Below are 20,002 nucleotides of genomic sequence, written 5' to 3' on the forward strand. Positions count from 1 at the left end.
TTACTCGTCGCCGAAGTTCTGGTAGAGCTCCGGCAGGAAGCCGGCCAGGTGGTTCATCTCCTGTGCGCAGTGCACCAGCAGATTGCGAGCGTTGGTTTCCGGATTGCCGAGCACCCGTTCGGCGATCGGGCGCACCGCCTTGGACGCGACGTCGGGCGCCTTGCGCACCGCGATGTGTGGTCCGCCCATCCAGAACCGTGACCGCATCTCGGCTCCCTCCGGTGTCGACCTGACGTGGTGGATGAACCACCCGACATCCACCGGACCGTCGCTGGAACCCAGCCGGGCACAGATTGCCACCGCATCGTCGCCATCGGGTGGACAGCCCAGCTGTCCCGGGGCGACGAATTGTATTGCGCCATTAAGCCGGTTGGAGCCGATGTACTCGGTGATCAGCGACCAGCGGCCAACATAGCGATCGCTCCCCCGCCGTCCGGCCTCGTCACCGTCCTTCCACGCCGCGGAAAGGTGCGCGCGAGGATGCCAGAGCTTGTAGCGACGGGTGTCGGAGCCGTGCCAGCCGAACCACCACGACCACATCGACGGGGTGACCCCAGGCATGTCGGTGCGTACCGAGACCTGGTAGCTGCCGTCCTCGAGAACTCCGTAGCCATTCTCGGTCTGCTGGTAACCCTCGTCGGCCATGCTGCCGGCGTCCTCGTAGGCGAGCAGCGCCATACCGCCCTGCGGGCCGTGCTCTAGTGCTTCCACGACATGCTCTGGGAGCGAGGCCATTTCGGGGTTGAAGAACTTGCCGTAGGGCGTGTTGACGTCGTCGCCGCGGTAGCCGAGGTAGAGGTCGCCGGCCATCAGAGTCGTCCCATCCAGCTGTTGAACAGGCCGTCGGGGTCATAGGCGGCCCGCACCTCGTCGAGACGAGCCATGGCCTCGTCACTTGCGAACCGCGCCGGACGACGGCCGAGGTTCTCATCGGCAAGTTGAATTCCACTGGCCAGATGTGACATCGCGGCCATGTTCGACTGCGCCCAGTCGGCGTACTTCGCTTCGTCGGCCGGGTCCTTCCACGAGCCGTAGAGCGCCAGGTAGATATCGTCTTCAACGCTGTATGCCATGTCTTGGCGGCGTGGCACCGGCCCCCAATTCAGCCAGAGGAAGTGCGCAGGATGGGGAGGCATGGTGTCGAGGATGTTTCGGATGCCCGGGAGCAGATCGGCGGCCGATGCCGACGTCCACATGTTGTCCACGGCGTAGTAATGGTCGGACAGATAGTGAGTCATCGCGATGTCATACCAGGTAGGCAAATCGGTTGGCATATAAGGGATCTTGACGAGAGCCTTATCGGCGACCGGGCAGCTCCCGAAGATGGCGAGCGCCTTTTCGGCCTCTTCCTCGGAGTCGGCGAACGCGGGTGATGCAAATGAGATGACGGGGCTCTCGATTCCCATGGTCGGCTCACCCCGCGAAGCGACGGCTTGTAGTTCCACCCGAGGGTCCACTTCGGCGCCGATGCTGCGGGCCCACGTGTAGACCTCGTCCGCCAGCTCGAAGGGATAGAGATAGGCGCTGGTACCACAGACGGCGGGACGCGGATACAGCTTGAGGTGATAGGACGTGACGACGCCGAAAAAGCCGGAGCCGGCGCCGCGGGCAGCCCAGTAAAGGTCGGCGTGATTGTCCTCGTTGCAGTGGATCTGCTCGCCGTCGGCAGTAACGACATCGACGCCGATCACGCTCTCGCAGGCCGGACCATAGATTCGGCTGTTCCAGCCGTAGCCGCCCTGCAGCAGATAACCGCCGAGACAGACGCCCTTGCAGTGGCCTCCGGGGAAAAACAGGCCCTGCTCTTGGAGGTCTGCCATGAGCAGGCTGCCACCCTTACCAGGACCGACGACTGCACGGCTCTTCTCTACGTCGATCGTCGCGTGGTTGAGACGGCTGACGTCGAGCAGCACAGCGCCGTCGCGAAGATGGCTTGCGGCAAAACTGTGCCCACCCGAGACGATGCTGACGTTGTGGCCGTTGGATTTGGCGTAGTGGAGACCCGCGATGATGTCGTCGGCATCGACGGCCTGCACGATCACCTCGGGATAGCGCTCGGGCACTCGCGCGTGCCAAACCGTTGCACTGCGGGCGGCCTCATAACCGTCGTCGCCGCGGAAAAAGTGTCGCCCTGCAGGTAACCCACTCATCTAGGTCCCTCCTACGATCCGGATAACGGTTCTACTAAATCCGTAATGCGGAACACTATAGTGAAGGTGTGCCGCCTGCGGAACCGGATCAGCCAACGAATCGCGACGAGGGCATCCAAGTCCTGCGCCGTGCCACCGCCGCGCTCGATGAGATCGCGGCGGAGCCCGGACGGTTGCGCCTCGTCGACCTCGGTGAGCGGCTTGGGTTGGCCAAGTCGACAACGCGCCGCTTGCTCGTCGGCCTGGTCGAGGTCGGGTTGGCCAGTGTGGATTCGCAGGGGCATTTTTCGCTTGGCGAGCGCCTGCTGGGCTTCGGCAGTGCCGCCGGGGCGCACGTCTCGGCGATCTTCCGGCCGACGATCGAGCGGGTAGCGCGGGCAACCGACGGCGAAACCGTTGACCTGTCCATCCTGCGTGGACAACGAATGTGGTTCGTCGACCAGATCGAATCGTCACACCGGCTGCGCGCGGTGTCGGCTGTCGGCGTGCGTTTCCCGTTGGAGGTGACCGCCAACGGCAAGGCGGCGCTCGCCGCTTTACCCGATGCCGATGTCGAGACCGCGCTCTCCAAGTTCAGCCCCGATATCACCGACGGGCTGCGTCGCGAGATCGCCGAGATTCGTTGCAGCGGAATCGCTTTCGATCGTGAGGAACACACCGCGGGGATTTCGGCGGCCGCCGTCGCCCGCCGCGTGATGGGCGACAACGTGATCGCCATATCGGTGCCGGCACCTACCGACCGCTTCCTGGAGAAGGAGCAGCGCATCGTCGAAGCATTGCGCATCGCGGCCGACTCGCCGGCGTGGAGCCGTTGACGAGACGTGAAGTCGTGATGAAGATCAGCTAACTCGATGCCGCTACAGCGGCAACGAGCTTCGGAACTTGGCGATTGAGGCTGCCACTTGCCCGCTGACAACTGCGGGGTCCTTCGGCTGGGGCGCGGTGGCGAATGTTACAGCCAGTCCGGCGACGGCCCGGTCGGCCAGTGGTTGCCATTCGTCTTGCCAGCGCGCCAGCACGTCACGGTTAGCGGGATTGGCCGCGACACTGTAGCGGGCCAATTCGGCCGACCAGGCTTGGCTGCGGGCGGTGTCCACGCCCGACTCCTGCAGCAGGGCAGCCGTCAGCCCATCACCGTGAGCCGCGGCCAATTCCGCGAGGGCTTCCTTGAACAGGGCATCGAGGGTCGGCTTGACGACCAGGTTCAGGGCGGTGAATGCTTCACCCCAGTCGTAGGCAAGCAGTAGCCGCTCTAGCGCTTCACGTGCCGGTTGCCAGGCATCGTCGAGCTCCCAAATCTGGCGTGTCGCTTCGGAATTGGCCAGCTGTGGACCATGGGACAGCGACAACGACTTGGCGCGATAGGCGATCCACTGCAACGCGCGTAACTCGTCGGCGGCCTGGAAGAACGCGGCGTTGGTGATGTAGGCGCTGGGAGCCAACTGTCCGAGATAAAGTCCGGTGATCTGCAGGACGTGAAAGAGGAACCGCGCAGGGACGTACAGACGCTCGAGCACCGCAACCCACGCCGGGTCGAGGTGCTCGTCGTGGTCAAGAGATTCGTAGTGGTCGACAACCCCTTCGGCATATATCTCGCGGTCATGCTGTAACGCGATGTAGCGCCGGTAGTTCAGCGCCGCCGGATCGCGAAAACCTTCCCAGTCATCGGCATGCAGCGGAGATCCTTCGCGATGCTTGAGATACCAGCGATTGATCGGGGTGTCAGGGTCCAGGTCGAACGGCGCGGGCTTCCGGTTGAAGTGGTAGTGGAAGTTGCCCGTGACGATTTCGTATTCGGTGGGTTTGCGCCGGGTATCGCCGGCGATACTCCAGGTCTTCAGTGCACGCGGTGCCCTGGTGGTCATTGCCTCAGTCCTCTCGTTCCAGGTACCAGTGCAGTTCATCGTCGCCCACGTAGCGCATCCGACCGGCGAATCCGGCAATGGCAGGCTCCAATGACGCCAACGGGATTGGTTCGCCTGCAGCCCATTCCAGGCTGCTGCGGGTAACTCGGAGAAACGACGGTGCGTGGATACGGACGTAGCCCGCATGATCCTCGACCAGGATGTCGGCTTCGGGGTTATCGGCCCGTATCGCCTCGGTCAGGGCGTCGACAACGTCGGAGTCGACCCCCCGGACGATTGGTCCAACAAGCTTGCGTTCGGCCGTCGACGGGGTCATCGGTTTGCTCCATTCTGCGGTACCGCTACCGCTATGCGGTCGCCTTCGCGGCGAACCTGATAGCACCGCAGTTGGCAGGTATCGGGATTGAGCCCCGCGCCCGTGCTGAGGTTGAATTCCCAGCTGTGCGCCGAGCAGGTCAACACCTCGCCGTCGACATCTCCGTCGGCCAGCGGGAAGCCTGCGTGCGGACAGTTCCCCTCGAAGGCGCGAATCTCACCGCTTCGCAAGTGCACCAGAAGGATTGGCAGGTCGTCGACGTAGAATTCACCGACATCGCCTTCCCATAGGTCATCAATCGTGGCCACAAATCTCCAATCGGCGGTCCAGCCGGGCTCGCTGTCAATCACGGTAGAAGACCTCGATGTGGTCCAACGGTTGGACACCCGAGGCGCCAATAATGGTTTCGGGGGCCAAGATTCGGCCGTCGTGGCGAACGCGAAGCGGCGCGTCTCGCCGTGCGACGCGGTGGCCGACGACATGGTGTGCGACCTGCTGGCCCACCTGCTCGACGGTGTCGCCGTCGTCCACCGGGACCAGTAGCTCAAGGACGTCGCCGACAAAAAGTGCGGTGAGGGGAAGTAGCGCCATCTGAGGCTTCCTTAGTCTTTCCGCGCCCAGGCATAGTTGTCGGCGTCTTGCCCTTGCTCTTCGGGCGAGAGGCCGAAGTACTGCAGCACGGTGCTCAGGTCGGGGGGGCTGATTTCGCCGGACAGCACCCGGTCGATGAGCGACTGGTGGCCGGCGAATCGGTCCGGCCGCTGTGTGAAGATCCAGCGGCAGGGTTCCGAGCAGAACAAGTACTTGCGCCCGTTATGGACGTGGGTCGGCGGTGCCGCGTCGGTGTGTGCGCCGACGATGACGCCCGCCGACCGGACGACCGGCAGCTGGCACAGGTTGCAGGTGATCGGCAACGTTTCCGGCAATGTCGCCGCGATATCTCCGTTGCGGACGTTTTCGGTGATGACGTCCCATTGGCGACCGAAATCCCGATTCCAACCCGGATACTTCTCCTCCAGCCAGAGTCGTTCGGCCTTCGACACACCGGCGTCGGGATTCCACCACACCGTGGGGCGGTAGTACCACACGCCTAGGTGGATGGCGTGGTGATACCACGTCAGTTCGTTGATGAACTCTTCCCAGTACCAGGGATAGTCCAGCCCGAAATCGCGGAACTGGTCGGCGAATTGTTTGACCACCCAGTCCTCGATGAACTCCTTGAACGACATCCGGCGGCTCTCCAGCGGCGTGTAGTAGTCCATGGAAAGACCGGTCAACAGCGCGAAGATATGCCAAGACCGCCAGAACATGTGGTCGATCAGGAACTGCCCCCACTCTTGCTCGCCGTTCTCGATGAGCACCTTGATCGTCGGCTCACCCTGCTGGGCGTGGCGCGCCTCATCGGTTTGTATTGACGAGATCAGGGCACCGAACTCCAGGTCGCCCACGTCGATTGCATCGGCGGCCATACCGAGGAATTGCAAGTTGGTGAAACCGGTTTCGAGCGTGAAGGTCAGCTGCAAAGCAATCGACAAGGCGTCGTTGGCCACGAACATGTCGTCGAACAGGTAGCGCACCGCCAAGACGATCCAGTTGTTGGTGTGAAACGCCTTCAACGCCCAGTCCCCGCGTGGCTCCTTGTCGAGCAACCCATACGGGAAAAACGCTTGGATCTGTCCGTGCCGGACCTCATCGAGAGTGCCGAACGTCGCCGTGTTGCGCCAGGCCGCTGCGCGGCCGAAGCGTCCCATCCTCGCCTCGCCGATCGAGGCCAGGTATTCGGGCATCGTTATCGCGCCATAGTGCGCGACAAAGACGGATTTCCAGCCGGGATCGAGTTGGTCGAACAGCTTTGAGCGGCGGACCGTATTTTTCAGCGAGTACGTCGTGGTGTCCTTGGTGACCTGATTGTGCACATACTCGCGGTAGCTCACCTTGTAGGGCTCGTCCCATTTCAGCCAGCCCTCGGACGACACGCGATGAGTTCCGGAGAGCCCTTCGGGGAACACTTCGTCTTCGGTCACGTAGCGGAACGTCCAGTTGGTGTCGCGAGCGAGGTCATACCAGTCGCTGCGAGATAGCTTCGGCATGGGCTGAATCCTTGGTTCGGTGCTGGGCAGTGCAACGGGTATCCGTATTTCTCGATCGTAGCTACGATACAAAGGAGTCCTACATATTCAATCAAGCTGATTCGTACGGGTGCCGGCAATAGCCTGATCGATAACGATTTACCGCGAAGGATTCAGAGCAGCGCACGAACTCAATGAGGAGCCACCACATGCATCAGTCGGTTCAACACATCGATCCGCTCATCTCGGTGCTGTCGCCAGGCGCACTGATCGGAGCCGGCTACTGAAGCACGAAGGGGAACGCCACCCCAGCCTGGATTCGAAAGTTGTCGCCGCGCTCGACCGCGTCGGTGATTCACTGCACGTTCTGGCGCGGCGTGCAGCAGAGCGCCATGACCTGTCCGGCACCCAGATGCGGGTTCTGGTCTGGCTTTATGTGGGGCCTCCGCCACCGGCGCGCAGCACGGCGCTGGCTCGCGAACTCAATGTGTCAGACCCCACGGTCAGCGATGCTGTCGCCGCGTTGCTTCGCAAGAAGCTGCTGATTCGTCGTCGTGACCCGCTTGATGGTCGCAGCCAACAGCTGGTACTCACGCCGGCGGGACAGCGCACGGCCGCGATGGTGTCGCGGTGGACCGCCCCGGCGGAGGTGGCCGCGTCGCGGCTCGATCGAGTTGACGCAGAGGTACTTCTGGACGGACTGGTAAAGCTGCTCAGCGAATTGCATGACGCCGATCTGGTTCCGGTCAGTCGAGCCTGCAGCACGTGCGCCCAGCTGGAGATACTGGATGCACAACATCGCAAATATTGGTGTGCGTTCTACGACACCGCGCTGCCTGTTGACGAGCTGCGCGTCGATTGCGTCGATCACGTTGCCGCAGAGGGTCGTTAGCGCTTGACCGAGGTGGCCGACACCGGGGACATGCGCTGCTCGCCGACTCGCTCCGGCGGTCACGCCCAGCAGATGGTGCTCGTCGATTTGTGGTCCCGTGCCAAAGGTGACGATCGCGTCACCTGATCAAGGTGATGCCGTGATCGATTGTGTTGACCGACGGGATTGGCTCGCTTTTCCGACGGCGTCGGGAGCTCCGGGATCTGGCCGGCCAATGCAGCTCGAGAGGCTGAACCTCGTGCGCAGCGGGATGCTGGCCTACTTCGGGCAAAAGATGGTTGGCAACGGCCAAGGCACCCCCCGGAACCTCGGCCGCGCCAAGTTCTTGATCACTACTCAACAGGTGGCCATGGACGACCGGGTGAACAGCTGACCCCACTCGTGGCGCGCCGCAGACTGGGCCTCGGCGAAGCTGGACGTCTTCTCGCCGTCGCCCGCCAGATGGACAAGCGCCCACGCCATGGCGAACACCGGCACCCGGTGCCGCACCGCCGCAGTCTGCAATTCGTCGAGAGCCACGTCCGAGCGGCACCGGCGAAGTCCGATGATGATCCCCCGCGCGGTATCAAGGATGCGGCCAGAGCCGGGGCCGCACGAAGTCTGCGCGGGAACCCAGTTCGCCATCATGCTGTGCATACCTCCTGTTACGCGCCAACGAATCCGCTACCCCACATAGCGGACAAGAATCCTTGCAAGTACCCATAACTCGCAAACATGATTCTCAAAGGCGCCTTGTGCCATGATTTGTCGAATCAGGCCGATGTGCCATACCGCAGCTGGCATCGATACGCGCTTGTGACCGTGTCGAGACGAATTCGGTTGCTACCTGATAAGCGCACGCGACGACGCGATCGAGGACACCGACCGACGTTTGCTCGGCGACTTGCTGGGCGTTAATGCCAATTCCGGCGTCCGCGTCGATATGGAACGTCGAGCAGAATCGGGTTGAACTCATCAGTGCCCGAACGTATCCGGACCGACGGTGGCACGTGCCCTATTATCGGGGCCGCGTCAAGAAATAGGTGATTATGCTCCCAATTAGCCTGCGAGAGAAAATAACTCGTCGAAACCGGCGACGATAGAGTCATACAAGACGTCGTAGTCGGGTATCGCAGCGGTATCGACATTGATGCCCAGAGCGCAGGTGTCGACGTAGGTCAGCAGCGTGACATTGACTGACGAGCCGATCGTCGGGCCGAACGCGTACTGCGCGCGAACCGCCGCCCCGCCCAGGAAGACCCGCACCGGAACCCCCGGCACGTCGCTGGCCAGGAAATCGACGTGGCGTAGTACCGAACCGATGTACCACCTCGGCATCAGGTTCAGAGCGCCGGCAATCAACTGCGTGTAGGGCAGCGATCGTTCATCGCGTACCGCGCCGGTGCGCTCGTGGATTGCCCTGATTCGTGTTGCTGGGTCGGCCTCGCCCACGGGCACGTCAAAGCGCATCAGCGTGATCCGGTTACCGCCCATGTCATCGGCCGCGGTCCGTAGGCTGATCGGCATCGTGAGGTGTAGGTCGCCGACCGTGACGCCGTGTTTCTCGTGGTATATGCGTAATCCACCAGCCACGCCGGCCACAAACGCGTCGTTCAATGCGCCATCGCACCGATGCGCCGCATCTCGTAGCAGTGACAACGGGACGTCGTACACCCCGAGACGCCGGACCATGCCGCGCTCGGTTACCAGCCGAGACCCGGTTCGGGTTATCGGCCGAACCGTCCGGTAGACCGACGCCGCGATGGCGGTTGCCGACCGGACCGTCGCCACAGGCCGCCGAACACTGCCGTATAGCAGGCGCGGCGCCGCCTTAACTGCACCCGTCAAGGCGTTACCGAGCAGGCCGACGTCGTAGCGCCAGGCGTCGCGGTAACCCCCAAGCAGCGATGGCCTGGATACCTCCGGCTCGGGCGGTAACGGTTCACGCTCATACAGCTCTTCGGAAAGGTTGAACAGGTTCATCGCGATCTGGACGCCGCCGATTCCATCGGTGAGGGCATGGTGGAACTTGCAGATCATTGCCGCGCCATCGTCGTCCAGGCCATCGATCAGCGTCACCTCCCAGAGCGCCCGGGCCCGGTCGAAGTCCTGCATCTCGGCTAAACGGGCCATCTCGAGTACGTCGTCGAGCGTGCCGGCCCCGGAGCAGGCAGTTCGCCGGATGTGGTAGTCGAGGTCGAAGTCCCGGACATACTCCCACCGCGGCGGGGCCGGCGGCGCCGACGCCACGACCCGCTGCCGAAACATCGGCAGCTTGCGGCTGACCAGGTCGAATCGTTCGCGCACCGCATCCCAGTCCGGGGATCGATCCAGCAACACGATGCTGACCACGGTTGATCGCAGCCGTGGATCACTTTCCATCGCCCAGGTGAAGGCGTCGCTGTTGCGCATAAATGCAGTCATGGTGCTTCATGCACAAACCTACGGCCGGTGGTGGCCAACGTCACCATATTATTGGCACACAATGACTTTGGTCCTTCGAGATAGGGCCATTTGTCAACAGCCGGCGAGGCAGTGACTTGGAAAGCGACGCGCATCCGCTCGTCCGACGCCCGCACCAGCACCACTGTCAAAGGACCGCGTTGAGATCCTTCGCCTTGGCGATGTCATCCCACTCGACGCCGAGTTCGAGCAGAATTTCCTCGGTGTGCTGACCATGCTCTGGGGCGCGGGCCGGAGTGGGCGGCGTCTCGTCGAATTGAACAGGCGCGGCAACGATTCGGTATTTCTCGCCGTAGTCGTCGATGTTCGTCACGACGTACCCGTTGGGCTCCACCTGCGGATCGTTGAGGGTCTCCCGCGGTGTTGCCAGCGCACCCCAGACGCCCGGCTCCTCGGCGAGCACCTGCTGCCAGTGCGAGAGATCGTGGCTGGCAAATGTATTCGCCACGATCTCGGTGGCCGCGGCGGCGTTGGCGATCAGGTTGCTCGATGGCACGAATCGCTCGTCGGCAACCAGTTCGGGCAGACCGATCCGCTCGCAGAAGCCGGCCCAGAATTTGTCGGGCTGCAGGAACACCAACTGGATCCATCGGCCGTCTTTTGTCTTGTACCGGTTCACGAGTGGATTGATCGCCAGCCCGGGCGGCGCCCCCGGAATGCCGTCGATATCGAAGAAGTCCGCCGCCGAAATCGACGGCGCGATGGCCCACATCGCCTGAGCCAGCAGCGACGAGTCGACGATGGTCGGCTCACCGGTGCGCTCCCGGTGGAACAATGCGGCGCACACGCCGCCGGCCAGCGTTGCGCCGCCCTGCAGATCACCGAATCCGGGTCCCTGGACGGCGGGGGTATCGGTGCCGAACGGGGTAAGCGTGTAGGCGACCCCGCCGCGCGCCAGATACGTCGCGGCGTCGAAGCCACCACGATCCCGGTCTGGGCCTCGCACCCCCAGGCCGGTGCCGCGGGCGATGATGATCTTCGGGTTGAACGCGCGGATGTCCTCGACGGTCAGGCGCGCCCGCTCGAGGGCGCCGGGCAGCCAGTTGGTCAGAAACACATCCGCCGTGGCCAGCAGGCGACCGAACAACTCGCGCCCCACCTCGGACTTGACGTCGATCGCAATGCTGCGCTTGCCGCGATTGCCCAGCTCCAGGATGAAGTCGGCATCAGGCCGGGCCGCCTCGCGGGTGAACCCGCCAACGACCAGCGCGCGCCCGGGATCCCCGAACGCGACACCCTCCACCTTGATGACGTCGGCGCCCCAGTCCGACAACGCCGCCCCGGCCGAGGGGACATAGGTCCACGACGCCAACTCGACGATCCGGACACCGCTAAGCACGCCTGACATGGGCCAATCCCCTCCGTCAGCATTCCTTGCTATTTTAGATATTCTAGTTACTGTAAGGCATATTGATAGCCCGTCCGCAGCCACGCGTAGTCGTTCATTTCAGCGATGGAGCCGGCCCTTGTCAGAACTCAGCCCAGGTCAGCGGATGTCGACCGATTCGACCCGACCTCATGCGTGGGCGACTGTGCTCGTGAACGACTTTGGACCCCGGCGGCGGCCGTCGGCGTAGGGCACGAGACGAAGGACGGGCGATGGGCAGGGTAACCGGCAAAGTGGCCGTGATCAGCGGGGCCGCGCGCGGCCAGGGACGGTCGCACGCACGGATGCTGGCCGCAGAAGGCGCGGACATCATCGCGGTGGATTTGTGCGCAGACATCGAGACCAACGAGTATCCGCTGGCCCGGCCCGAAGATCTGGACGAGACGGCGCGACTGGTCGAAAAGGAAGGACAGCGGGCATTCACGGCGATCGCCGATGTGCGCGACCGGGTGGCGCTGTCCGCCGCGATCGATGAGGGCGTCGCCGAGTTCGGGCACCTGGACGTGGTGGTCGCCAACGCCGGCATCTGCCCGCTCACCGCGGGTCTGCCCCCGCATGCCTTCGCCGACGCAGTGGACGTCGACCTGCTCGGCGTGCTCAATCTGGTTCACGCCAGCCTCAAGCATCTGCAAGCCGGGGCGTCGATCATCGTGATCGGCTCCAACGCGGCATTCATGTCCTCGATGAACACCGGCGGGATCGACGGCGGCCCGGGCGGAGCCGGGTATGCCTTCGCGAAACTGGCTGCCGCACACTACGTCAACGACTTTGCCCTGGCGCTTTCTCGGTTCTCCATCCGGATGAACGCGGTGCACCCGACCAACGTCAACACCGACATGCTGCACAGTGCGCCGATGTACCGGGCCTTCCGGCCCGACTTGAAGAACCCCACCCGCGAGGACGCCGAACCGGTTTTCCCGTTCGTGCAGGCGATGCCGATCCCCTACGTCGAACCCGAGGACATCAGCGAAGCCGTGCTCTTCCTGGCCTCAGACGCGGCGCGCTACATCACCGGACAGCAGTTACGCGTCGACGGTGGCGGTTTCCTCAAAGTCAAGCCCTGGTCAGGCGCATGACACGGACAGCTCCATTCGGATTGCACCGCAACGGAACTCCACAATGACCGAAAATCACTCCCTGCAAATTCAGCGTCGCCTTTACGAGCTGATGGTCTTGATGAAAGCCGCCGACGACCGGCTTTCCAAAGGCATCGGCACCGGTGAATTCATGTGTGTGTACTGGCCTTCCCGCGGCCAGGAGGCGATCGCCGCGGCGATGGGCACCGCGCTACGGCCCGACGACCAGTTGGTGACCACCTACCGTGGCCTGCACGATCTCATCGGCAAGGGGGTGCCGCTCGAGGAGATCTACGGCGAGATGATGGGACGCACCATCGGCGCCAGCCGCGGCAAGGGCGGCACCATGCACATCGCCAAACCCGAGGTCGGCGTGATGCTCTCGACCGGCATCGTCGGAGCCGGACCGCCGGTGGCGGTGGGCCTGGCGATGGCCGCCAAGCGCAAGGGCCTCGACCGCGTCACGGTGGTCAGCTTCGGGGACGGGGCCACCAACACCGGTTCCTTCCACGAGGCGGCCAACATGGCCGCGCTCTGGGATCTGCCGCTGGTGTTCGTGTGCCAGAACAATCTCTACGCCGAGATGACGCCAACCAGCGACACCATGAAGATCGAACACGTCGCCGACCGGGCGGCCGGATACGGCATGCCGGGCGTTCGCGTCGACGGAAACGACCCGCTCGCCGTGAAATCCGCGCTCGACGAAGCGCTTCGGCGCGCACGCACCGGCGGCGGCCCGACCTTTATCGAGTGCGTCACGTTCCGGTTCCGTGGCCACTACTTCGGTGACCGAATGCCCTACATCCCCAAGGAGCAGATGGCCTCGGCGTTGGCGGCGGACCCGCTGCCGCGGTTCCGCAACCGGCTCGCCAACACCAGCGTCTGCAGCCAGGACGAGCTCGACCGCATCGAACAAGACGCCTTGCAGGCCGTGGAAGCGGCCTTGAGCGCGGTCATGAGCTCCGATTCCCCTACGGTCGCCGAACTCGACCAGGACGTGTACGCAACCCCGATCAAGTATCCGGTGTGAGGTCATGCAAGAAAAGGAAATGACGATGCGTGAGGCGCTGAATCTCGCGCTGGATCAGGCGATGCAGGCCGACGATCGGGTGTTCTTGCTCGGAGAGGACATCGCCGATCCCGGCGCGTCCGGCCCGACCGCCGGGTTGTCGACGAAGTATGGCCACGACCGGGTCTTGGACACACCGATCTCGGAGGCCGCGATCGTCGGTGCGGCAATAGGTGCGGCGATCGACGGACTGCTGCCGGTGGCCGAGATCATGATCATGGACTTCATCGGCATCGCCGCGGACCAGCTGATCAACAACGCCGCCAAGCTACGGTTCATGACGGCCGGGCGCACCACGGCGCCGATCACCATCCGGACCCAGGTCTACGCCGGGCTGGCCACCGGGGCCACACACTCGCAGAGCTTGGAGGCGTGGTTCATGCACATCCCCGGAATGAAGGTGATCGTGCCTGCCACCCCGCGCGACGGCAAGGGGCTACTGACCGCGGCCATCTTCGACGAAGACCCCTGCCTGTTCATCGAAACGATCCGCTTGCAAAGCAAGAAGGGCCCCGTCCCGGTTGATGCAGGGTTCTCAATACCGTTGGGGCAGGCCGACATCAAGCGGCCGGGCGGCGACGTGAGCTTGATCTCTTACGGACGCAGCGTGCACGACGCGCTCGCCGCGGCCGACACGCTGGCCGAACGGGGGGTCAGCGCCGAAGTCGTCGACCTGCGCACGCTGGTGCCCCTCGACGTCGACACCATCGTCGAATCCGTCCGCCGCACAAGGCGAGCCGTGGTTGTGCACGATGCTGTCCAATTCGCCGGCCCCGGCGCCGAGATCGCCGCCATCCTGCACTCAGAATTGTTCGGCGAGCTCGCCGCCCCGGTCGAACGCGTCGCTGCCAGGTTCGTCCCCAACCCGGCTGCCGCGGCGCTCGAGGCGCAGGTCTACCCGTCGCCGGCCCGCATCGTCGAGGCCGCGCAACGGACCCTCGAGAATGCTAAAGCACTTGGCTGACTTCGTAATTCGCATCCCGCGGGTCTCAGTGGCCGTCGCCGAGGCCGAGCTCACCGGTCTGCTCGTCGACGCCGGCGAGCAGGTCGAAGAGGGCATGCCGATCTACGTGATCGCCACCGAGAAAGTGGAACAGGAAATCGAGGCCGGCGCGTCCGGCACCGTGCAATGGACGGGCGAGGTCGGGAAGACCTACGACATCGGCGCCGAAATCGGCGTCATCACCTCATAACGAAAGGGTGCGCATATGGATCTGAACGAGACCCGCGAGAGAATCATCTACCAGAAGGATGGGGCCATCGCGAAGATCACGCTGAACTGGCCGGAGAAGGCGAACGCCCAAGACCAGAAGCTTGCCGAAGAAGTCGACGCCGCGCTCCTGGACGCCGACCGCGACTACGACATCAAGGTTTTGGTGCTCAAGGCCAATGGCAAAGGATTCTGCTCCGGGCACGCCATCGGCAATAACGCCGTCGACTATCCGGCGTTCGTGGAGAACGCCATGGTGACGGGCAACCCATGGAAGGCGCAGTCGGATCTCTTCGTCAAGCCGACCCTGAATCTGTGGGAGTTCTCCAAGCCGACCATCGCGCAAGTCCATGGCTACTGTGTGGGCGGGGGTACGCACATGGGTCTGACCACCGACATCGTCATCGCCGCCGAGGACGCCTACTTCTCGTACCCGCCCCTGCAGGGGTTCGGCATGCCATCCGGTGAATGTTCCATTGAGCCTTGGGTTTTCATGAACTGGCGCCGGGCCGCCTACTACCTCTTCACCGCCGAGGTTATCGACGCCAAGAAGGCGCTGGAGGTCGGCCTCGTCAACGAGGTGGTCAAGCGCGAGGACCTGGACGACCGCGTGGACGCGATCGCCCGTCACATTGCCCAGGCACCGTTGACGACGCTGATGCTCACCAAGGCCAACCTGAAGCGGGCCTGGGAACTGATGGGCATGCGGGTGCACTGGCAGAGCTCTAACGATCTCGTCGCGCTGGCATCGGTCAGCAAGGATGTGCAGGAACTCATTCAAACGGTATTCAAGGACAAGGTGCTGCCGTCCGAGCAAGCTCGGCGCCAGGCCGCCGCGGCCGCCGCACCGACCGACGGCGCCGCAACGTAACGTCGAGGTCAGCTCGTGAACATCGCCGATCACGCAACCAGCGCTGCGGCTTCGCCGGCGCTGATACTGCCCGACGGCGGTGCCATCGCGTTCGGCGAGCTGTATGCCAGGAGCCGCCGCGTCGCCGCGGTGTTGCACCGCGCGGGGCTGCGCCGCGGCGACGGCGTGGCCCTGGTCCTGCCGAATCGGCCCGAGTTCTTCGAAATCACCTGGGGATGCCAGCTTTCCGGGCTCTACTACACCGCCGTCAATACCCACTTCACGCCCGAGGAGGTTGCCTATGTCATCGACGACTGTGACGCCAAGGCGGTGTTCATCGACGCCACGATGACCGACCTCGCCGCCCACATCCGTGCGGTCAATACCGACGTGGACGTCAGGATCACCATCGGGGGCGTGCTGACCGGCTGGCAGACCTACGACGAGGTCCTGTCCGGGGCGGGCGATGCGCCACCGATCTCCGACGGCTCGGAGATGCTCTACTCATCCGGCACGACGGGACGGCCAAAGGCCGTCCGCCGCACGCTCCCTGCCGACGGCAACGGATCCTGGGCGCAATCGGTGCTGGAAATGGCGCTGACGCACCGCTACGACATGACCCCGGCCAGCGTGTACCTATCGCCCGCGCCGCTGTATCACGCCGCCGGGGTGAACTACACCATGGCGGTCAACCGGGTGGGCGCCGCGGCCATCATCATGGAAAAGTTCGACGCCGAGACCGTGCTGCGGCTGATCGAGACCCACCGCGTCACCCATGCCCAGTTCGTGCCGACGATGTTCGTGCGGATGCTCAAGCTGCCCGACGCGATCCGGAGAAAATACGACGTCTCCAGTTTGCAGTACGTGATCCATGCGGCCGCACCCTGCCCGGTGGACGTCAAGCATCAGATGATGGAGTGGTTCGGGCCGATCATCCACGAATATTACGGCGGGACAGAAGGATTCGCCGGGACGACGATCGGTCCGCAGGAATGGCTGGCCCACCCCGGCTCGGTGGGGATACCGATGTCCCCGGTACACGTGATCGGCGACGCCGGCGAGGAGCTTCCCGTCGGGCAGGCTGGAGAGCTTTACTTCGAAGGTGGACCCGACTTCGAATACTTCAAGGATCCCGCCAAGACCGCGTCGGTCTACAACGAACGCGGGTGGCGATCGCTCGGGGACATGGGCTACGTGGATGCGGATGGATACATGTACCTGACCGACCGGTCCACGTTCATGATCGTCTCCGGCGGGGTCAACATCTATCCCCAGGAGGCGGAGAACCTGCTGGTGATGCATCCCAAATTGGTTGATGCGGCGGTGTTCGGCGTTCCCAACGAGGAGTTCGGCGAGGAGGTCAAGGCCGTCGTGCAACCGGTTGCCGGCATCGCCGCCGGCCCCGAACTCGAAGCCGAGCTCATCGAGTACTGCCGAACCCACCTGGCGGGCTACAAGTGTCCGCGCAGCATCGAATTCGATCCGGAGTTGCCCCGGGACCCGAATGGAAAGCTCTACAAGAGGCGCATCCGCGAACGCTATTGGCAGGGCCGCGCGTCGCGGATCGTGTGAGCTGGATGGAGATGATGGAGTGAGCACCCTGGACAACGCCGTGAATTGGGAGCCGCTACCGGTGCCGTGGGCGGTACAGACCGCCGACCGGATTCCCAAGCAGCGGTATTACGACCCCGAGTTCTACGCGCTCGAGAACGAGCTGTTCTGGCCGCGCGTCTGGCAGATGGCCTGCCGGCTCGAGGAGATCCCCAAGCCCGGCGACTTCGTCGAGTACGAGATCCTCGATGACTCCATCATCGTGGTTCGCCTGGATGCCAACACCGTGCGCGCCTACCACAACGCGTGTCGGCATCGCGGCGTAAAGCTGGTGGAAGGCAACGGCAATCGGCGTACGTTCGTGTGCCCGTTCCACGGCTGGTGTTGGGGCATCGACGGACACAACACGTTTGTGCTCCGGCCTGAGGAGTTCGACGAACACAACCTGAACCCCGGCGATCTTCGCCTGGTCGGAGTCAGGTGCGAGCTATGGGGCGGTTGCGCGTGGATCAACCTCGACGACGCCGCTCCGCCGCTGCGTGACTGCTTCGAGCCGTTCGCGACGATCTACGACGCGTGGAAGGTCGAGTCGCTGCGCGTCGAGTGGTGGCAATCGTGCCGGCTTCCGGTGAATTGGAAGCTGGCAACCGCTGCGTTCATGGAGGGCTATCACGTCCCGCAGACGCACCCGCAACTGTTGCCTTCGAGCATGCCAAAGCCCGCGTCCAAGACGTCGAAGCCGCCCGGACTCACCCAGACCAACCTCTACTTCATGCGCACCCTCGGCGAGGGCATGGCCGGCATGACACACGAGAACGACATCCGCGTCGCCGAGGGCCTGCAGAACATCGAGCTACCAACCGATCCGGCCGCGGCGATGGCCACGTGGCGCAGCACGCTCAACGACGCCATCGTCGACTGGCATCGGGCCCGCGGCTGCGACATGCCCGACCTCAACGACTTGGCGCGACGCGGCATCGTCGAGGCCATCAATTTCGCTTTCCCGCACTACTTCCTACTACCTCAGTACAGCAGCGCGTCGTCCTACCGGATCCGACCGCTCGGCCCCGAGGAAACGCTCTTCGAGATCTGGTCGCTCACCCGCATCCCGCCGGACCAGGAGACGGGCAAGCCGACGCCGCCCGAACCGATGGCCCCCGATGACCCGCGCTGGCCGCCGATCCCGGCCCAGGACTTCTCCAATCTGCCCAAACAGCAAAAAGGGCTGCACTCCAGGGGCTTTGAGTACATGCGCCTGTCCAGCAGGATCGAGGGCCTGATCTCCAACTTCGAACGCGTCATCGACGGGTTCCTGGCGGGGTTGCCGTACGGTGCGCTGGTTCCGGCGATCCAGAAGACCAACACCACGATCGATGTTCCTATCGCCGATCTCGGGTTCACCGCCGATGTGGAGGCACGATGAGCATTAAGTGGGACCACTCGGTCGACCTCTTGATCGCGGGTAGCGGCGGTGGCGGCATGGTGGCCGGACTGGCCGCACTCGACTCAGGCATCGAGCCGTTGGTGATCGAAAAGCAAGGCCTGGTAGGTGGTTCGACGGGACTGTCCGGTGGCATGGTGTGGCTACCGAACAATCCCCTGATGCGCGCCGACGGTATCGCGGATTCGCACGAGGACGGACTGGCGTACTTTGACGATGTCGTCGGCGACATCGGGATGGCTTCGTCGCCCGCGCGCCGAGAGACGTTCCTCACCGCGGGCTACGAAATGATCAACTTTCTGATCCGCAAGGGCGTTCGGTTTGTCCGGTGCCCGGGCTGGAGCGACTACTACCCGAATCACAAGGGCGGCAACGAAGCCGGTCGTGCAATCGAGTGCATACCCTATGATGTTGCGGCTCTAGGTAATTGGAGCGACAAGGTTCAGCCGTCGATGGCCAAGAGCTACGGTGGGTTCGTACTCAAAACGAACGAGCTACGCGCGGTCCAGTACTTCAACCGATCGCCGAAGGCCTTCGCGGTGGCGATGGGCGTGTTCGCCCGCACCCGGGCGGCCCGGCTGCGTCGTCGCGAAATGCTCACCAACGGCGCCTCGCTCATCGGTCAGATGCTCAAGGCTCTGATCGATCTCCGCGGCGATCCGCCGATCTGGACCAACGCGGCGATGGAGGACTTGATCGTCGAGGACGGCCGTGTCGTCGGCGCCCGCGTCTGCCACAATGGGGCTCCGGTGAATGTCCAGGCGCGCAAGGGCGTGCTGCTGGCGGCGGGCGGGTTCAGCCGCAATCCAGACATGCGTCGCCAATACAGTGGCGACCAACCCAACGAGGCCAGCTGGTCGATCGCCAACGCCGGTGACACCGGCGAGGTGCTGCAGACCGCGATGCGTCTGGGCGCCAAGACCGATCTGCTGGACGAAGCCTGGTGGCTCCCATCGGTTTTCATCGCCGACGGCGACACCGCAAAAGCCCTCGGAAGTGGCCGGCAGCGCCCGGGCGCCATTTATGTCGACGGTAGCGGCCGACGATTCTGCAACGAGTCGAACTCCTACGTCGAGGTGGGCAAGGCGATGTACGCAAACAAGGCGGTGCCGTGCTGGATGGTGTTCGACGAGGGCTATGTCAGCAGATACGTCGCTGGGGCGAATCCGTTCAAGAAGCGTAGCGTTCCCGAATCGGCGATCGAGAGCGGATCGGTCCTGCGGGGCAGCACCGTCGCCGATCTGGCCCGCCACATGGAGGTGCCGGTTGACGCGCTGGAGCAGACGGTGAAGCGGTTCAACGGGTTTGCCGCCAAAGGACTTGACCCCGACTTCGGCCGCGGCCAGTCGGCCTACAACGACTGCCTGGGAGATCCGGGGTATCGTCCGAATGCGGCATTGGGACCCCTCGAAAGGCCGCCGTACTACGCCACGAAGGTGGTGCCCGCCGACGTCGGAACGTGCGGTGGAGTCGTCACCAACGAGCACGCGCAGGTCCTCGACGCGGATGAATGTGTGATCGACGGGCTGTACGCCACCGGGAACATCACCGCGACGGTGATGGGGCGAAACTACCTCGGCGCGGGTGGAAGTATCGCCTACACAATGGTGTTCGGCTACGTCGCCGCACGGCACGCCGCGGGCCGCAAGATCGCGGGCGAGATGAGCCGCTGACGTCTGCCCGC

At 63.9% G+C, this 20,002-nt stretch carries 21 protein-coding genes; 11 read left to right on the plus strand and 10 right to left on the minus strand.

The genetic code is table 11. The annotated features are described in order from the left end of the window. Positions 1-810, minus strand: a complete 810-nt coding sequence (locus MNAB215_RS24620; protein ID WP_077081111.1) for a DAPG hydrolase family protein — start codon at positions 808-810, stop codon at positions 1-3. Then, positions 810-2,150, minus strand: coding sequence for an FAD-binding oxidoreductase (locus tag MNAB215_RS24625; RefSeq protein WP_077081112.1), 1,341 nt, complete (start codon positions 2,148-2,150; stop codon positions 810-812). The genes MNAB215_RS24620 and MNAB215_RS24625 overlap by 1 nt, the downstream gene beginning before the upstream one ends. 68 nt (positions 2,151-2,218) lie before the next feature. Here MNAB215_RS24625 and MNAB215_RS24630 point away from each other — a divergent pair, with 68 nt between their 5' ends. Continuing rightward, positions 2,219-2,965: an IclR family transcriptional regulator gene (locus MNAB215_RS24630; protein WP_077081113.1), complete on the plus strand. Its 747-nt coding sequence runs from the start codon at positions 2,219-2,221 to the stop codon at positions 2,963-2,965. Between the two features lie 42 nt (positions 2,966-3,007). On the opposite strand, the gene MNAB215_RS24635 is transcribed toward MNAB215_RS24630, so the two are convergent. From MNAB215_RS24635 to MNAB215_RS24655, 5 genes are read right to left on the minus strand one after another with little or no spacing between them, the layout of a single operon-like run. Continuing rightward, the gene (locus tag MNAB215_RS24635) at positions 3,008-4,015 is read right to left on the minus strand and encodes an aromatic/alkene monooxygenase hydroxylase subunit beta (protein WP_077081114.1); all 1,008 of its coding nucleotides are present in this window, start codon (positions 4,013-4,015) and stop codon (positions 3,008-3,010) included. A 4-nt stretch (positions 4,016-4,019) separates the two neighbouring features. Then, the gene (locus MNAB215_RS24640; RefSeq protein ID WP_077081115.1) at positions 4,020-4,331 is read right to left on the minus strand and encodes an MmoB/DmpM family protein; all 312 of its coding nucleotides are present in this window, start codon (positions 4,329-4,331) and stop codon (positions 4,020-4,022) included. Next, positions 4,328-4,681 (minus strand): Rieske 2Fe-2S domain-containing protein, encoded by a 354-nt coding sequence (locus MNAB215_RS24645; RefSeq protein WP_245830393.1) that lies wholly within the window; start codon positions 4,679-4,681, stop codon positions 4,328-4,330. The genes MNAB215_RS24640 and MNAB215_RS24645 overlap by 4 nt, the downstream gene beginning before the upstream one ends. Then, positions 4,674-4,922 carry a toluene-4-monooxygenase system B family protein gene (locus tag MNAB215_RS24650; RefSeq protein WP_077081116.1) on the minus strand — a complete coding sequence of 83 codons (249 nt, stop codon included), beginning with the start codon at positions 4,920-4,922 and terminating at the stop codon, positions 4,674-4,676. Before MNAB215_RS24650 ends, MNAB215_RS24645 begins: the two co-directional genes overlap by 8 nt. Positions 4,923-4,933: 11 nt before the next feature. Further along, complete coding sequence (locus MNAB215_RS24655) at positions 4,934-6,421, minus strand: YHS domain-containing protein (protein ID WP_077081117.1); 1,488 nt, start codon at positions 6,419-6,421, stop codon at positions 4,934-4,936. A gap of 376 nt (positions 6,422-6,797) precedes the next feature. On the opposite strand from MNAB215_RS24655, the gene MNAB215_RS24660 reads away from it, so the two are divergent. Further along, positions 6,798-7,292 (plus strand): MarR family winged helix-turn-helix transcriptional regulator, encoded by a 495-nt coding sequence (locus tag MNAB215_RS24660; RefSeq protein ID WP_281253363.1) that lies wholly within the window; start codon positions 6,798-6,800, stop codon positions 7,290-7,292. Positions 7,293-7,295: 3 nt separating this feature from the next. After that, on the plus strand, positions 7,296-7,418 hold the full coding sequence (locus tag MNAB215_RS30600) for a hypothetical protein (RefSeq protein WP_281253346.1): 123 nt from the start codon (positions 7,296-7,298) through the stop codon (positions 7,416-7,418). 210 nt (positions 7,419-7,628) lie between these two features. Here MNAB215_RS30600 and MNAB215_RS24665 read toward each other — a convergent pair whose 3' ends face one another. From MNAB215_RS24665 to MNAB215_RS24675, 3 genes are all read right to left on the minus strand, one after another. Beyond that, positions 7,629-7,919, minus strand: a complete 291-nt coding sequence (locus tag MNAB215_RS24665; RefSeq protein WP_077082302.1) for an ANTAR domain-containing protein — start codon at positions 7,917-7,919, stop codon at positions 7,629-7,631. Between the two features lie 411 nt (positions 7,920-8,330). Next, positions 8,331-9,695 (minus strand): wax ester/triacylglycerol synthase domain-containing protein, encoded by a 1,365-nt coding sequence (locus tag MNAB215_RS24670; RefSeq protein WP_077081119.1) that lies wholly within the window; start codon positions 9,693-9,695, stop codon positions 8,331-8,333. A 166-nt stretch (positions 9,696-9,861) separates the two neighbouring features. Beyond that, complete coding sequence (locus MNAB215_RS24675) at positions 9,862-11,082, minus strand: CaiB/BaiF CoA transferase family protein (protein WP_077081120.1); 1,221 nt, start codon at positions 11,080-11,082, stop codon at positions 9,862-9,864. Positions 11,083-11,333: 251 nt separating this feature from the next. Between MNAB215_RS24675 and MNAB215_RS24680 the strand changes: the two genes are divergently transcribed. Genes MNAB215_RS24680 through MNAB215_RS24715 form a run of 8 tightly spaced genes read left to right on the plus strand, consistent with a single transcriptional unit; the run spans position 11,334 to position 19,991 of the window. Then, a complete protein-coding gene (locus MNAB215_RS24680) occupies positions 11,334-12,197 on the plus strand; it encodes a mycofactocin-coupled SDR family oxidoreductase (protein WP_077081121.1) in 864 nt (287 codons plus the stop codon). 43 nt (positions 12,198-12,240) lie between these two features. Further along, a complete protein-coding gene (locus tag MNAB215_RS24685) occupies positions 12,241-13,227 on the plus strand; it encodes a thiamine pyrophosphate-dependent dehydrogenase E1 component subunit alpha (RefSeq protein WP_077081122.1) in 987 nt (328 codons plus the stop codon). Between the two features lie 4 nt (positions 13,228-13,231). Continuing rightward, a complete protein-coding gene (locus tag MNAB215_RS24690; protein ID WP_077081123.1) occupies positions 13,232-14,230 on the plus strand; it encodes an alpha-ketoacid dehydrogenase subunit beta in 999 nt (332 codons plus the stop codon). Then, a complete protein-coding gene (locus MNAB215_RS24695) occupies positions 14,223-14,459 on the plus strand; it encodes a biotin/lipoyl-containing protein (RefSeq protein ID WP_077082303.1) in 237 nt (78 codons plus the stop codon). Before MNAB215_RS24690 ends, MNAB215_RS24695 begins: the two co-directional genes overlap by 8 nt. A 15-nt stretch (positions 14,460-14,474) precedes the next feature. After that, positions 14,475-15,347: an enoyl-CoA hydratase-related protein gene (locus tag MNAB215_RS24700; protein WP_077081124.1), complete on the plus strand. Its 873-nt coding sequence runs from the start codon at positions 14,475-14,477 to the stop codon at positions 15,345-15,347. A 15-nt stretch (positions 15,348-15,362) separates the two neighbouring features. Further along, entirely contained in the window at positions 15,363-16,898 is a 1,536-nt protein-coding gene (locus MNAB215_RS24705; RefSeq protein WP_077081125.1) for an acyl-CoA synthetase, read from the plus strand. Positions 16,899-16,938: 40 nt separating this feature from the next. Continuing rightward, on the plus strand, positions 16,939-18,300 hold the full coding sequence (locus MNAB215_RS24710; RefSeq protein ID WP_077082304.1) for an aromatic ring-hydroxylating oxygenase subunit alpha: 1,362 nt from the start codon (positions 16,939-16,941) through the stop codon (positions 18,298-18,300). Next, positions 18,297-19,991 carry an FAD-binding protein gene (locus MNAB215_RS24715; protein ID WP_077081126.1) on the plus strand — a complete coding sequence of 565 codons (1,695 nt, stop codon included), beginning with the start codon at positions 18,297-18,299 and terminating at the stop codon, positions 19,989-19,991. Before MNAB215_RS24710 ends, MNAB215_RS24715 begins: the two co-directional genes overlap by 4 nt. Positions 19,992-20,002 lie beyond the last annotated feature (11 nt).

Source organism: Mycobacterium numidiamassiliense (genome assembly GCF_900157365.1).
In the GTDB taxonomy this organism is placed as follows: Bacteria; Actinomycetota; Actinomycetes; order Mycobacteriales; family Mycobacteriaceae; genus Mycobacterium; species Mycobacterium numidiamassiliense.

Coding starts and splice junctions, on each gene's coding strand:
- MNAB215_RS24670 (WP_077081119.1), bottom strand. CDS start 9,695: ATGACTGCATTTATGCGCAACAGCGACGCCTTCACCTGGGCGATGGAA.
- MNAB215_RS24700 (WP_077081124.1), top strand. CDS start 14,475: ATGGATCTGAACGAGACCCGCGAGAGAATCATCTACCAGAAGGATGGG.
- MNAB215_RS24650 (WP_077081116.1), bottom strand. CDS start 4,922: ATGGCGCTACTTCCCCTCACCGCACTTTTTGTCGGCGACGTCCTTGAG.
- MNAB215_RS24690 (WP_077081123.1), top strand. CDS start 13,232: ATGCAAGAAAAGGAAATGACGATGCGTGAGGCGCTGAATCTCGCGCTG.
- MNAB215_RS24665 (WP_077082302.1), bottom strand. CDS start 7,919: ATGATGGCGAACTGGGTTCCCGCGCAGACTTCGTGCGGCCCCGGCTCT.
- MNAB215_RS24680 (WP_077081121.1), top strand. CDS start 11,334: ATGGGCAGGGTAACCGGCAAAGTGGCCGTGATCAGCGGGGCCGCGCGC.
- MNAB215_RS24620 (WP_077081111.1), bottom strand. CDS start 810: ATGGCCGGCGACCTCTACCTCGGCTACCGCGGCGACGACGTCAACACG.
- MNAB215_RS24675 (WP_077081120.1), bottom strand. CDS start 11,082: ATGTCAGGCGTGCTTAGCGGTGTCCGGATCGTCGAGTTGGCGTCGTGG.
- MNAB215_RS24715 (WP_077081126.1), top strand. CDS start 18,297: ATGAGCATTAAGTGGGACCACTCGGTCGACCTCTTGATCGCGGGTAGC.
- MNAB215_RS24625 (WP_077081112.1), bottom strand. CDS start 2,150: ATGAGTGGGTTACCTGCAGGGCGACACTTTTTCCGCGGCGACGACGGT.
- MNAB215_RS24635 (WP_077081114.1), bottom strand. CDS start 4,015: ATGACCACCAGGGCACCGCGTGCACTGAAGACCTGGAGTATCGCCGGC.
- MNAB215_RS24640 (WP_077081115.1), bottom strand. CDS start 4,331: ATGACCCCGTCGACGGCCGAACGCAAGCTTGTTGGACCAATCGTCCGG.
- MNAB215_RS24655 (WP_077081117.1), bottom strand. CDS start 6,421: ATGCCGAAGCTATCTCGCAGCGACTGGTATGACCTCGCTCGCGACACC.
- MNAB215_RS24685 (WP_077081122.1), top strand. CDS start 12,241: ATGACCGAAAATCACTCCCTGCAAATTCAGCGTCGCCTTTACGAGCTG.